Origin of the sequence: Bacillus sp. YKCMOAS1, assembly GCF_030268125.1 — a bacterium.
Classification (GTDB): Bacteria; Bacillota; Bacilli; order Bacillales; family Bacillaceae; genus Bacillus; species Bacillus safensis.
The window spans coordinates 729,292-743,098 of the sequence record NZ_BSEI01000002.1 but is presented as its reverse complement, the minus strand read 5'-3'; the positions used below and the strand labels follow the sequence as shown (position 1 = coordinate 743,098).

At 41.1% G+C, this 13,807-nt stretch carries 14 protein-coding genes; 3 read left to right on the top strand and 11 right to left on the bottom strand.

All coding sequences use genetic code 11. The annotated features are described in order from the left end of the window. Window positions 1-6: 6 nt before the first annotated feature. From sucA to cdaS, 6 genes are all read right to left on the bottom strand, one after another. A complete protein-coding gene (sucA, locus tag QSJ46_RS08785; protein WP_039179296.1) occupies window positions 7-2,841 on the bottom strand; it encodes a 2-oxoglutarate dehydrogenase E1 component in 2,835 nt (944 codons plus the stop codon). Window positions 2,842-3,065: 224 nt separating this feature from the next. Next, window positions 3,066-4,982 (bottom strand): vWA domain-containing protein, encoded by a 1,917-nt coding sequence (locus QSJ46_RS08780; protein WP_285604571.1) that lies wholly within the window; start codon window positions 4,980-4,982, stop codon window positions 3,066-3,068. 11 nt (window positions 4,983-4,993) lie between these two features. Then, complete coding sequence (locus QSJ46_RS08775) at window positions 4,994-5,872, bottom strand: ATP-binding protein (protein WP_285604570.1); 879 nt, start codon at window positions 5,870-5,872, stop codon at window positions 4,994-4,996. Window positions 5,873-5,961: 89 nt separating this feature from the next. Next, the gene (locus tag QSJ46_RS08770; protein WP_285604569.1) at window positions 5,962-6,540 is read right to left on the bottom strand and encodes a superoxide dismutase family protein; all 579 of its coding nucleotides are present in this window, start codon (window positions 6,538-6,540) and stop codon (window positions 5,962-5,964) included. Between the two features lie 78 nt (window positions 6,541-6,618). Beyond that, window positions 6,619-7,944, bottom strand: coding sequence for a C40 family peptidase (locus QSJ46_RS08765; protein ID WP_142394572.1), 1,326 nt, complete (start codon window positions 7,942-7,944; stop codon window positions 6,619-6,621). Between the two features lie 404 nt (window positions 7,945-8,348). Beyond that, window positions 8,349-8,975: a sporulation-specific diadenylate cyclase CdaS gene (cdaS, locus tag QSJ46_RS08760; RefSeq protein WP_039179307.1), complete on the bottom strand. Its 627-nt coding sequence runs from the start codon at window positions 8,973-8,975 to the stop codon at window positions 8,349-8,351. An 82-nt stretch (window positions 8,976-9,057) separates the two neighbouring features. Between cdaS and QSJ46_RS08755 the strand changes: the two genes are divergently transcribed. Next, window positions 9,058-9,183, top strand: coding sequence for a hypothetical protein (locus QSJ46_RS08755; protein WP_008359993.1), 126 nt, complete (start codon window positions 9,058-9,060; stop codon window positions 9,181-9,183). Between the two features lie 59 nt (window positions 9,184-9,242). Further along, a complete protein-coding gene (locus QSJ46_RS08750) occupies window positions 9,243-10,604 on the top strand; it encodes an MATE family efflux transporter (RefSeq protein ID WP_285604568.1) in 1,362 nt (453 codons plus the stop codon). Window positions 10,605-10,647: 43 nt separating this feature from the next. Here QSJ46_RS08750 and bshB2 read toward each other — a convergent pair whose 3' ends face one another. From bshB2 to rarD, 4 genes are all read right to left on the bottom strand, one after another. Then, a complete protein-coding gene (bshB2, locus tag QSJ46_RS08745) occupies window positions 10,648-11,313 on the bottom strand; it encodes a bacillithiol biosynthesis deacetylase BshB2 (RefSeq protein WP_039179311.1) in 666 nt (221 codons plus the stop codon). Between the two features lie 18 nt (window positions 11,314-11,331). Continuing rightward, entirely contained in the window at window positions 11,332-11,682 is a 351-nt protein-coding gene (locus QSJ46_RS08740) for a YojF family protein (protein WP_008359999.1), read from the bottom strand. Continuing rightward, a complete protein-coding gene (locus tag QSJ46_RS08735) occupies window positions 11,679-11,960 on the bottom strand; it encodes a hypothetical protein (RefSeq protein ID WP_262090283.1) in 282 nt (93 codons plus the stop codon). The genes QSJ46_RS08740 and QSJ46_RS08735 overlap by 4 nt, the downstream gene beginning before the upstream one ends. 78 nt (window positions 11,961-12,038) lie before the next feature. Further along, the gene (gene rarD, locus QSJ46_RS08730; protein ID WP_241218592.1) at window positions 12,039-12,950 is read right to left on the bottom strand and encodes an EamA family transporter RarD; all 912 of its coding nucleotides are present in this window, start codon (window positions 12,948-12,950) and stop codon (window positions 12,039-12,041) included. Window positions 12,951-13,036: 86 nt separating this feature from the next. Here rarD and QSJ46_RS08725 point away from each other — a divergent pair, with 86 nt between their 5' ends. Beyond that, complete coding sequence (locus tag QSJ46_RS08725; RefSeq protein ID WP_039179316.1) at window positions 13,037-13,510, top strand: Hsp20/alpha crystallin family protein; 474 nt, start codon at window positions 13,037-13,039, stop codon at window positions 13,508-13,510. Window positions 13,511-13,550: 40 nt separating this feature from the next. Here QSJ46_RS08725 and QSJ46_RS08720 read toward each other — a convergent pair whose 3' ends face one another. Then, window positions 13,551-13,769 carry a hypothetical protein gene (locus QSJ46_RS08720; protein WP_024422697.1) on the bottom strand — a complete coding sequence of 73 codons (219 nt, stop codon included), beginning with the start codon at window positions 13,767-13,769 and terminating at the stop codon, window positions 13,551-13,553. Between the last annotated feature and the right edge of the window lie 38 nt (window positions 13,770-13,807).

Below are 13,807 nucleotides of genomic sequence, written 5' to 3'. Positions count from 1 at the left end.
TCCCCCTTAGTTTTTGCGAGTCAAGCTATCAGATACAATTCGTTCTTGTTCTTTTTTATGCACAGTTGGATCACCCTCAGCCGTACTTGAACGTCTTCTTCGGCCGATGTAACGTACTTTTACTTTTTCAGGCGCAATTTCACGTAAATATGGCTCAATGTATCCCCAAGCTCCCATATTTTGCGGTTCTTCTTGCACCCATACGATTTCTTCTAAGTTTGTCAGCTTTGTTAAAATTCCTTTAATATCTTTGGCTGGGAACGGATATAGCTGTTCCACTCTTGCAACGTGAAGCCAATCTTTCGGCTCTTCCATTTGAGTAAAACGATCACTAATATCAATGGATACCTTCCCGCTAGATAGCACGAGACGCGATACTTTTTCGTGATCATGTACAAGACCTGGCTGTTCAAGAACAGGACGGAACTGTCCATCCGTTAATTCTTGGACTTCAGACAATGTGTTCGGGTTACGAAGCAGACTCTTCGGTGTCATAATGACAAGCGGACGAATCTCTTCACGAAGCAGCATTTTCGCCTGTCTTCTAAGAATATGGAAATATTGCGCTGCACTTGTCAGATTCGCAACTGTCCAGTTATTCTCAGCAGCTGATTGCAGGAAGCGCTCTGTTCTTCCACTTGAATGCTCAGGACCTTGTCCTTCATATCCATGCGGCAGCAGCATCACTAAACCTGATTTTTGTCCCCATTTTGCACGGCCAGCTGAGATAAATTGATCGAAATACACTTGAGCCGCATTTGCGAAGTCTCCGAATTGAGCTTCCCAAATCACTAACGTTTCAGGAGAATAGACATTATAACCATATTCAAATCCGATGACTGAGCCTTCTGACAGTGGACTGTTATGAACAGTAAACGATGCATTTGCATCACTCAGTTCATGAAGAGCAATAAATTCATCACCCGTTTGACTGTCGTGAAGAACAAGGTTTCTTTGAGCGAAAGTACCACGCTCTGAATCCTGTCCGGTCATTCGAATTGGCGTACCGTCTTTTAATATAGATGCAAATGCGAGTGCTTCCCCAAGTGACCATTCTACTTTACGGTCATCTGTAAACACTTTTGCACGTTTTTCAAGGATCCGTTTCAGCTTACCAAATACTTGGAAATCATTCGGCCAGCTGATCAATTCTTCATTCAGCTTTCGCAATACATCAAATTCTACTGAAGTATCCACTGCTGGGAAGCCGTTTGATACAGGCTCCGGCAGTTCGATTTCTTGAATCGTATGCTCTTTCTTTGAAGGCACCTTTTTATAAGCTTCTTCTATTTTTGCCGTCACAGCCTGCTCGATTTCTTCACGCTGCTCTTTTGTCAAAAGACCTTCTGAGACAAGTTTATCCGCAAAGATATTCTTGACCGTTTTGTGCTTTCTGACCGCATCGTACAGCATTGGCTGAGTTGTAGAAGGCTCATCCATTTCGTTATGACCGTACCTGCGGTAGCCAATCAAGTCAATAAGGAAATCCTTCTTGAAACGTTTGCGGTATTCTACAGCTAGCTGAACAGCCGCTAAACACGCTTCTGGATCATCTGCATTGACGTGAACAATAGGAATCTCAAACCCTTTTGCAAGGTCACTTGCATATTTCGTCGAACGAGATTCATTGCTTTCCGTTGTAAACCCGATCATATTGTTGGCAATAATATGGATGGTTCCGCCCACTTGATAGCCGACAAGTTGACTTAAATTTAATGTTTCTGCCACAATTCCTTCTCCAGGGAATGCTGCATCCCCATGAATTAAGATGGCTAACGCTTTTTCAACGTCTTGAACTGGATAGCCTTTTTGAGTACGTGATTCCTGAGCGGCACGCGTGCTTCCTTCAATGATTGGATCAATGAACTCCAAGTGACTTGGGTTATTAGCAAGCGTGACTCTCGCACTCTTTGTATCTTCGTCTTTGATTTGACGGTCAGCTCCAAGATGGTACTTAACATCCCCCGTCCATCCATAGCTGATGCCGATAGAGCCTTCTGATGGAACAAGCTCTTTATTTGGCGCATGCTGGAATTCTGAGAAAATGATCTCATATGGCTTCCCTAACACATGTGCTAATACATTTAAACGGCCTCTGTGTGCCATTCCAATGTTAATATTTGAAGTCCCTTGTGTAACGGACTCTGAAATAATTTCATCAAGTACTGGGACAAGTGCATCTAAACCTTCTATAGAAAAGCGCTTTTGCCCAACAAATGTTTTATGAAGAAACTGCTCGAACTGCTCAACTTCTGTTAATCTCTTGAATACAGAAACTAGTTTATCTGATGGTTTTTTCTTAAATAGTTCACCAGACTCGATTGATTTTGAGAGCCAATTTCGCTCTTCGAAGTCATGCACGTGATCAAATTCAAATGAAATGGTACGCTTATACGTATTTCTCAAATGGTTAATGGCTTCTATGCCGTTTGAAATGTGTTTTGGTGCATCCGGACTAATAATAGATATCGGTATATTCTTGACATCTTCTTCTGTTAAACCGTACTCCTTTAAAGGAAACAGTTCTTGTAATTCCTTTTCTTTGCGAAGAGGATTGACGGAAGCATTTAAATGGCCATACGTTCTGATGTCTTCTGCCAGTTTAACGACTGATGCTATCTTTTGGATTTGTTCAGAAGTAACTACGCTATTTTCTTTTTTCCCAATTTCCTCCTTCATTTCACTCGGTGGTGCACCAAGTTCATCAAATATGCCTCTTAGATCTTCATCAACACTAGTAGGATCCTGGACATACTGATCGTAGAGCTCGAGCACATAGCCGAGGTTCGGACCATGAAATTCTTCCCAACTCAACGGTTGTTTCACATCATTTTGAAACATTTTGAACACTACCCCCAACTTTGATCATCAAGTGATTGAACACTATCTCGATATAACTTCCAGAACACAATGACCAAATTTATGTAATAAAACGCTTCCAATAATATTCTACCACTGTTTTGGATTACTTTCTACATTCTTTGTTCAATTAAAGATAAAAAATTCACAGAAAAACAAAAAATTTAAATCATTCCGAAAAATAATTTAAAGAAAGGGGCAAAACCTTATGCCCCAATGCTTTTATGCAGCAGTTTCTTCAGTAGTGGATATAAAACATCTGGCAATGTATCGACATCTGGTACAAAAATGCTGAACTTGCCATACATATCTTGAATGGTTTTCATCTGTGCTTCTTCTATCGGCGAATTGGATAAAAACACATTGATCACTTCAATGCCCTTTTTCCTCGCTTCAAGAACTGCTTCATGCGTATCGACAATCCCATTTTGTTCGTAGCTGAACGCAGCTGGCTCTCCGTCTGAAAAGACAATCAGAAACTTTTGCTCTTCTCTTCGCTTTAAAATCATCTTTGTCATTTGGCGGATCGCATAACCATCCCGGTTATCCTCTTCTGGCTCAAGAGACATAATAGAAGGCCCTGCATCAAATAAAGAATCTTTGAACGACACGACTGTGTTGAAGTAGTTTGGCTGACTTGTTTCTGTTGCGTCGTTTGTATCTTCCCAAAACCCAACAATTTGATGTGGGACTTGTACGGATTTTAACGCTTCATGAAATAGAACAATGCCTTTTTTCGTCTCGTCCATCTTGTCAAACATGCTCGCTGAACAGTCTACTAATAAGGTGAAAACAGCATCAATCTGAGAAGACGGTGCTTGTTTTTTATAGAAAAGACGCGGATTAGACTCTGTAAAGTAGCGAATCAGCTTTTTGCTGAGACGTCCTGCATGAAGGTCCGTTTTAGGCCAAGATTTTTTATGTTCAAGAGTTTTTTGGATCATTTGTTTTAAACGTTTTTGGTAAGGCTCAATTTCCTTCGCATGCTGCTTGTATACATTGATTTGTTCTGGCATAGGCGGATCTGGTGAAATCATGACTGGAAACGCATATTTGTTCTCTTTTCCATTTTCATGACCGTCTGCTCCGCTTTCTTCACCTTCAGCCTCTTCCAGCGCCTCAAGTTTTGAATAATCTTTTCGGTGTGTTTGCTTTGCAGAGCCTTGGACAGTTCCGAGTGCCTGATCTCCGTCATCGCCTTCTCTTGCTGCATCCTTACCAAGATCACTTTTACCGCCATGCTCTAAATCAAATTGAAGGAAGCTTTTTGATGGCGCTTCGGTTTCTCGATGCCATACTTCCATGTACTCTTGGTGAATGTCTTCATCGCCTTCTTTTTCCCGGTCGACTTTGATGTCCTCACTTAATTTAGGTTTTCTTTTTAAGTCATGGAACAGTGGTTCTTTTGCCGCTTGTTCATAGTCCAATTCAGGGAAGAAAAAGTACGTATTCAGCATGTCCTTTTCAAGCAGCTCATCAAAGCCTTCCATCAATTCTTTGACAATAGCTGCAATGTCTGCTGTTGAACCCGCATCATACACACGTTCAAGACTTGACTCAATAAACGGAATCATCGGATTGATCTGCTCATGAAGAGGCGGAATCTCTTCGAGCGGAGAATCAGCTGTCAGCTTCACATAAATCGCACAAAAGAGTGCATCCGTTAAAATGCTTCGTTCTTGGTTAATCGTTAATTGTGTCTTGAAGTGACGCCGGTACAGCTCTCTTCTTCGTTTAAATACCTTTTTTGTTCCTGGGCGGTCATGTTTAATCCGCTCTTCAATCCGGATATCTTCAAACAGCATAAACAATTGTTTACATACATCAGGAATGGATAATGTATGCGCATAACGAATGATCTCCTGAAATACAGTAAGATCACTATAAACCGTCCCTACTGCACGAAGGAACACATCACTTTTCAGCCCTGCTAGCATATCTTCTTGTTTACGATCATCCCAAAAATGACTGATGAAAATTTTCTTTTCAAACGGTTCATAGTAGGACTGCACACCGTATTCAAGCTCGACATCATCACTTTTTGCTAATGTTTTGGCTAAATCCGTTAATTCCATAAATAGAAATGAATCGATTCTGCTGTCATTAAATTTGATGAATTTCAAAAGTCAGAACCTCACTCGAATAATGTTTGAGCGATATTTCTTACCGCTGCTTTTTCCCGGTCATCTTCCAGCTTTTCAACAATCCCTCGTTCAATGGCACGAAGCGGCGGGATGTATTGCGCAAGATCACAAGTATCTAAGAGCGCACGGATGGATGCTGCTTCTTCACTCACCTGTCCGTTATGAGCTTGTGTAATCAAGTCTGATGAGAGCTGTACGAATTGATCGATTAACCGCTCATCCTTTAAAACAGATTGAGATTGCAGTACATCTTTCAGGATACCGCCGCCGATATATGGAACGTCAATGACAACAAAACGGTTTTTTAACGCTTCATTTAGAGGCACTGTGCCGACATATCCTTCATTGATTGCTGCAATGACGCCAAAGCCTTCTTCTGCTTTAACTACCTCACCTGTAAATGGGTTTGTCATCATTTTTCTGTAGTCGAGTACACCGTTTAAAATAGGCAATGTTTCTGGCTTTGCCATGTTGATTTCATCGATATATAAAAGATGGCCTTTTTTCATTGCTTTCGTCACAGGTCCTTCAATAAATTCAATCGAAGCCACCTGACCATCATTGTGGATGGTTTTATAGCCAATCAAACTTTCAGCATCAAGATCTACGGAGCAGTTCACACTGTGCATCGGCTGCTGAAAGAAAGCGGATAATGTTTCTGCTAGTTTTGTTTTACCTGAGCCGGTCGGTCCCTTTAAAAGAACGTTTTTTCCTAGTGCTAATGCAATCATGGCATCTTGAATGATAGAAGTATCCTGTGATTCATAGCCGCCTGTTCCAATAAGTGGACGAAATTCATCTTCCAGCCCTTTTGCTTTTGCTTCAATCATTGCTTGAATTTCTTCTGGGAGTGATTGTTCGTTAAACATGTATAATTAATTCCTCTCTTCGATCATTTTCCTCACCAAGTATACTAAAAAAACCTTTATGCACTCAATACATAAAGGTTAGACTTCTGTTATTTTACCATTTCTTTTGTCATTGAACCGCAAGCGATGCGTTTCCCTGAGTTTCCAGAAGGGTTACTTAAGTAATCATCTGCTTCTGCATGAATGATAAAGCTTCGCCCATTTTGATCGATTAATTGATTTTGGCCTCCCTTTAACGTCACATCTGGTACGTTCACGACAACATCGATTTGTCCATCTGCCCCTACCTCTAAATTAGGCATATCTCCAGCATGATGCCCTTTTGGATTGTCAAAACCATGCTCTCTATGGGTTGGATTAAAGTGAGCTCCTGCCGTTTCAAAATCTGGCGTTTCACATATTCCTGTTTCATGAATGTGAAAACCGTGAGGACCTGGCGGCAGCCCTTTCGCCTTCACATGCAAATCCAGCCCATTTTCTGAGGATTCTCTGATTTCAATGCTTCCTATTTTTTGCCCGCTTTCGTTTATGAGTGACGTCGTGACTGGTAATTGTTTAGGTGCGGCAACTTCGCTTGTTTCTTCTGTCATTTCTTTTTTCGGCGGTGCATGACATGCTGACGCAGCAAAGACTAAACATATCATGATCATCCACACTGACTTTTTCATTTATGACTGCCCCCTTTTGTTATCAGTATGGACAATCACAGCAGCGGGCAAACAAAAAAAGCCGAAAATCGGCTTTTTTTAGAAGAAACGTTTTGCACCTAAGTAGGCTTTTTTCCAATATGGGTTGCTTAGGTTCGAGATCCCTACTCCATTGTCACTTGCATGAAGGAAATCTCCCCCGCCAAGGTATAGTCCCATATGAGAAGGGCCAGCTTTATACGTTGTAAAATAAACAAAATCTCCAACTTGTGGTGTGCTAACAGAAGTCATCATATTCCAGTAGCCTGCTGTGCTTAGTCTGGATACAGATGAAACTTTGTTAATGAGATAGTAAACAAAGCCGCTGCAGTCAAATCCTGCTGGAGTATTACCACCCCATCTGTAAGGAACGCCTGTCAGCTTTTTCCCCTCTTGGATCATTGTCGTGATCTTTGCGTTCATTGGTACATCGTTTTTGTTATTGTTGACCGGAGTTGTTGAACCGTTAGACGTAGATCCGTTCGATCCAGTTGAGCCGGAAGCTGCACCATTAATTTTTAATACTTGTCCAATTCTAAGCACATCACTTTTCAAGCTGTTGGCTGTGCGGATGGATTGAACCTGTACTTTGAATTGATTCGCAATTTTCCATAACGAATCGCCTGATTTTACAGTATAAGATGTTGTTTTCCCGCTAGAAGACTGGTTACTGTTTGAATTGCTTGGTTTAGTAGGTTTTGACTGACTTGGTTTTGATGCAGCCGTCCCTTTTACTTTCAATACTTGATTCGGATAAATCATATCAGATTTTAATCCGTTCAATGTTTTGATTTCACCAATCGACATATTTAGCGAATTCGCAATTTTCCAAAGAGAATCCCCTAATTTAACCTTGTATGTACTTGAAGACGATGAACTATTTGAGTTCGTTGTCTTATTGCTTGAGCTGGAATTTGAAGATGAGTTTGAATTTGATGACTGGCTTCCGCTCGTCTTCGTGCTGCCAGATACCTTTAGCTTTTGACCAGGACGAATCAAGTCGCTGTTTAAGCTGTTTAGGCTTTTTAAGCTCGCAACTGACATTTTATGATTTTTTGCAATCAGCCATAAAGAATCTCCAAGCTTTACAGTGTAGCTGGAAGTCGTTGAGGCACTTGATTTCTTCGTTGCTTTTGATCCTGTTGATGAACTGGATTTCTTGCTTTTTTCGCCAGGAATTTTCAAGCTTTGTCCTGCAAAAATCATTGTCGTTTTTAATTGATTAAGAGATTGAAGCTCCGAAATACTTGTATTGTACTGTTCGGCAATCTTCCAAAGTGAGTCACCGCTTTTCACCTTGATCGTCTGTGCTTCTGCCGGTGCAGCAAACACAGCTGAGCCAGCGATCGCTGAAACTGTGAGGCCGGTTACTACTTTTTTCTTCATAAAGAAATCTCCGCCTTTCGTAATTTGGTTCATTAAGACTTATGTACTAGTTTCGAGTTTAGCATTTAATGGTTCTGCTTCTCTTGCACTATTTTATCTTTATTTCTATTATATTACTCGACATGAAGACGTTGGGCAATAACAAATAGGCTAAAGCAGCCAACTCAAAATGCTAAAAAACAAAGCCATATCGTTTCTATCGGCTGTTTGTTTTATTTATAAACATTTTTTAAGGAATTTTTAAGTTGACGTTTAGAAATTTGTCAAAACAAGCACGCTGCTAGTTTCATAGTTCTATTCTACATGACAAATTTTTCTGTATCAAATGACTTTTTGCTTAATTGGCTATTTTTTCTCCACAAATAAAAAAGCATCCTTCCGAATGAAGAATGCAGCGTTCGTTTTTATTTTCTTATTTCCGGATCTTTTACGGTAAGCGGATAAAGCACGCCTTCTTTCGCAAACGACATTTTTCCCGTTTCTTCTGATACGACAAGAACAAGTGCATCGGTCATACCAGAGAGTCCGATCGCTGCCCTGTGCCTTGTGCCAAGCGACGGGCTCACTTTTTTTGATGTAAGCGGCAGCACATTTGCAGCAGAAACAAGTGTATTTTCTTTGACTAAAAGAGCCCCATCATGAAGTGGATTTCCCGGGTAAAAAATGCTTTCTATTAAGGAAGCACTAATTTTCGCATGGAGGTTTGTCCCTTTTTGAATAAAATCTTCAACCTCATCCCTTCTTTGGATCACAATGAGTGCACCATGCTTTTGTTTTGATAAATGCTCAATGGCCAAAGAAAATTGAGCAAATCCTGGTGTGAATTCTTCCATATACGCTTGTAAATAAAACGACGAAGCCTCTGCATGCATTTCATTAAACTGATCATGCAATGATTCGAGATCACAAAGTAAGCACTGCTCTGTTTCATCAAGAGAATCAATGATGTCACTTGCATCCTTCATAATGTTCATCAAGTGTGTTCTCATTCCGGCTTTAAATATGACTTCTTCGTTCGTCCGGTGGATCATCTGACCTTTTCCCTCCTTCTTTCGCTTGTTGTTATAAAATAGCAAATTGTGCACATTCTATTTGTATGGAGGTGAACTTAATATGACCATTCAGAAAATCATCCAATATGCTTGCAGCATTTTAGGTGTTGTCAGTCTTTCTTTTATTTATGCCCAAATGTTTAAAAAAACGAAGCCATCTAAGAAAAATAATCCGACGGAGAATTGATTTTTTTACATAGCATGATATAATTCCTCTCGTTATTTCTGTTCAGAGAGGAACTTATGATGAGAGAAACGAATAGCATTCGAGCAAAGCTGACACTATTTTTAACCATTTTGATTCCGATTTTAATCACCCAAGCAGGTCTTTCACTTATTACCTTTTTAGATACGGTGATGTCTGGAAAAGTAAGTGCAGAAGACCTTGCGGGTGTTGCGATCGGTTCTAGTATTTGGACACCTGTTTATACAGGACTTGCCGGTATTTTGATGGCCGTTACTCCAATTGTGGCTCAGCTGATGGGGGCTGGGCATAAAGAAGATGTTCCCCGGGCTGTCTTTCAGGCGATCTATTTGTCCTTTCTTTTAAGTATCGCTGTGATTGTCATTGGTACGATCAGCGTTCCTTACATACTCGGAGGACTTGGACTCGAGCAATCTGTAGAGGATATTGCCCGGCATTTTCTCAGCTTTCTTGCTTTTGGCATCATCCCGCTGTTTGGTTATTCGGTGCTAAGGTCATTTATTGATGCATTAGGGAAAACACGTGTGACGATGTTCATCACGCTCACAGCACTTCCTATTAACTTTGTTTTAAATTACGTATTGATTTTTGGAAATTTTGGCTTTCCAAAGCTTGGCGGTGCGGGTGCGGGCCTTGCATCTGCAATGACGTATTGGGCGATTTTCATCATGAGTATTTGTATTGTCATTAAAGTAGAGCCATTCGCCTCATTTCGTTTGTTTCAAAAACTGCCTCGAATGAATATCTCCCGTGTAGGGCAAATACTGAAAATTGGCCTTCCTATCGGGTTTGCGATCTTTTTTGAAACGAGTATCTTTGCAGCAGTGACGCTTTTAATGGGTCACTTTGATACCATTACAATCGCCAGTCACCAAGCAGCGATGAACTTTGCTTCTATTCTTTATATTTTACCGCTTAGTATCTCTATGGCTTTAACGATCGTTGTTGGGTTTGAAGCGGGGGCTAAGAGATATAAAGACGCGCAAAGCTACAGCTATATCGGCATTGGTACGGCGGTATTATTCTCATTATGTACGGCCGCACTTATTTTGTTATTCAGACCAGAGATCGCTGGTTTATATACAGCTGAATCAGCTGTTTTACAAATGACACAGCACTTTTTGATTTACGCGATCTTCTTCCAGCTGTCAGATGCGATTGCTGCACCCATTCAAGGGGCTCTGCGCGGCTATAAAGACGTGAATTATACGCTGATTGCTGCCTTTGTCTCTTACTGGGTCATCGGTCTTCCTGCCGGTTATCTCATTGGCACATATACCTCCTTTGGTGCGTTTGGTTATTGGATAGGGCTGATTGCCGGCCTTGCCGCAGGTGCCATCGTCCTCTTTATCCGTCTCAGGTTGATTCAAAAACGTCAACTTCGATATGTATCGAATCACTAAATACAACAAAAAAGCAGCTGATCTATGTCAGCTGCTTTTTTGTTTAATCATTCCATTGGTACGTCCAGAAAATTTCTTCATCAAACCATTTTTGGACGACAGGTTCTTTGTTTTTCAGTTTTTGTTCCAGTTCTCTCAGCATGCCTTCTGTTTGCGTTCTATGCGCTCTCAGTGCATTTAATTTGATATCTGCAACATCTGTAATATCAATGACAATATCCGCATTTCCAAGCACTTCTTCTCTATTTTTCGTAATGGCCATGCAGTATGTGACAGGGCGGTCTTCTTTTTTCTTGCGGTATAGAGCACGAATCACAGCTTCGCCTGTCGCATCATGATCAGGGTGTACACCGTGCCCTGGATAAAACGTCACAATGAGTGTCGGTTTGACTTCATCAATGATGGATTCCATCACATCTGCCAAATACTCGTCGTCTTCAAATTCCAATGTTTTATCACGCAAGCCAAGCATACGTAAGTCTGTGATATCCATTTCTTTGCAGGCATTGATTAATTCCTGTTTTCTTAATTCCGGAAGTGTTTCACGGTTAGCATATGTTGGGCTTCCCATATTTCTGCCCATTTCCCCAAGTGTCCCGCATGCATATGTGACGGGAATTCCGCGTTTTCTGCTTTGTGCAATGAGACCTGCAACCCCAAAGGATTCATCATCGGGGTGAGGCAGCATCACTAGTACATGTTCGTTCATGACTCGTCACCCTTTCTTCTACACCTGAAATGGTGTTTCACTAATTTGTAATGAGATCGCTAGTTTCCCGTCTGGCAAGTGCCCAGCTAAAAGCAGGCGGCCTTGGTCATCAAACACATAATCGGTTAATCCTTCTGCGTAAATCCAGCCATCTTCTGTTTTCATTCCAACACGGTATGGACCTTGTCCTTTTATTTTCGCCTGTGAATAGACGACTTTCGCGTTGCGGATATACGCCACAACCGTCATATTTTGTTCGTTTACATGAGCTGAATAAGAACCAGTTGTCGTTTCAAGATGAACGAAGACTGGACGATTTAAAAACGATTCAAGATGTGCTGTGACATCTTCCGTTTGAATTGGTTTCATGAGTGGTTCCTTCCTTCATTTTGAATTAATTCTCGCAGCTTTTTCGTATGTAAGCTGATCAGCTGCAGCTGATGATCATGCTTAAGCTCACTTTCTAAAATCCTCTCCACAGCAAGCACATACTTTTGATGTAATGATTTCCTCGCCCGCGGATGAGTTCGTGCATCAAGTAAATCATCACATATGGCCTCGTGTAAAGAAGACATATCTTCAACATCAAGCTGACGATTTTTCCATAAAGATTGATAGGCGGCTGCAAGCTCATGAGCTGACGACATATGATCACCTCTACAGTTTTGGTAACAACTTATTATGACATGATCCGCCTGCAAAAAAAAGCAAACTGCTCGTTTGACTTAATGAGAATTCGCTGTTTTTTTCATGCGTAATTGAGAGGTGGTAAACAGTAAAATCGCCACCCAAATACAAAGAAACGTCACAATTTTAGCTGCGGATAAGTGTTCGTGATAGACAAACAGCCCTAAAAACAGCGTAATTGTCGGTGCAATGTATTGCAAAATGCCCACTTGATAAAGAGGAATTCTTTTTGCGCCTTCTGAGAATAAAAGAAGCGGCACGGCTGTAAAAACACCTGCAAAAAATAGGAGTCCGAGCGATCCGAAGCTGTTAGGATTCATAGTCACAACAGGTTCTTTTAAGAAAAATAATAAGTACACTAGTGCAGCCGGTGCGAGAAGCAGTGTTTCAATTGTCAAACCAATCGCGCTCGTGAAGCTCATCCTTTTTTTAATCAGACCATAAAAACCGAAGCTAAAGGCTAATAAGAAAGCAACGACAGGAAATGACCCGTATTGAACTGTTGAAAGGACCACCCCAAATGCGGCAATGAGGATGGCAATGGTTTGCCATTTATTTAGTCGTTCTTTTAAGAAAATAATCCCTAATAGAACGGATACAAGCGGATTAATATAGTACCCTAAACTTGCTTCTAGCATAAGACCATGATTGACTGCCCAAATATATACATACCAGTTGACCGAAATTAAAATAGCAGATAAAAGTAATGAAAAAAATGCTTTACCATCTAGTATGAGACCTTTTACTGTCTGCATCGCTGGGCGGACTTGTTTTAAATACAAAAGAATACCGCACATAAACACAAATGACCATACAATTCTGTGCGCTAAAATTTCGCCTGACGAAATATGCTCCATCAGCTTCCAATATAACGGGAATAAACCCCAGAGTGTAAAAGATGCTGCCGTGTAGAGAACACCTTTTGAATGCTGTTCGTTCAATGTAACCATCCCTTTCTAAATCTAACGTATATTATAGCACGCACGCTGACGAATGGGCATATACTAATTCAGGGCATTTAGAAAGGATGATTCGCATGTTCGACTGGAACCGATTATTCCCTTTTCAAAAGCAGTTCTCAAAAGAAGCCTTAAAGAATTCAGATCCTAAAGACGTTGAGCAGTATGTCAATCAAGTCATGGAAAGTGTATTCGGCTCCAATTATCCTGCTCAGTTCCCATTTCAGGACCCCCTTTCTCAAAATCAAAAAACGAGAGAAACTGACGTCCAAAAGGAAAAAGAGCCAGAAGTCGAAGTGTTCGAGACGACTGATCATGTGTTTGTCAAAATTGAACTTGCTCGTCCAAACACAGAAAAAGTCAAAATCAAACATACAGCCAATCTGCTGTTTATTGATCATTTTCCTGAAGAAGGGGCGCAGAAGAAAGTCGTCCTCCCTGCTGCTGTGAAGCGAAAAGGAACGAAGGCGTCGTACCAAGACGGTATATTGGAAATTATGTTTTTAAAGCATGATGATCCAGGAATTTCTGAAATTGATATTCCATTATAAAAAGCCTGCTTTGGAATGGAAGCAGGCTTACTCTTTTTTCTTAATAATATGGTGGATATCCGCCGCCATAAGGTGGTGGAGCAGGCGGTGGTGGCGGGGGATAATATGGGCGGGGATAATTAAAAATCGCACTTCCTAGAAATCCGCCAAGTAGTCCGCCGACCAAAGGAGCGCCAAAACCAAAAAACAAAGGGACTCTAGATTCATATGGCGGAATGCCAGGGGCGCCGCCTCGGAAATACGGAGTATGAGGGTACATGCATTTCTCCTCCTTTGTCATGTGCCTAACATCAGCAT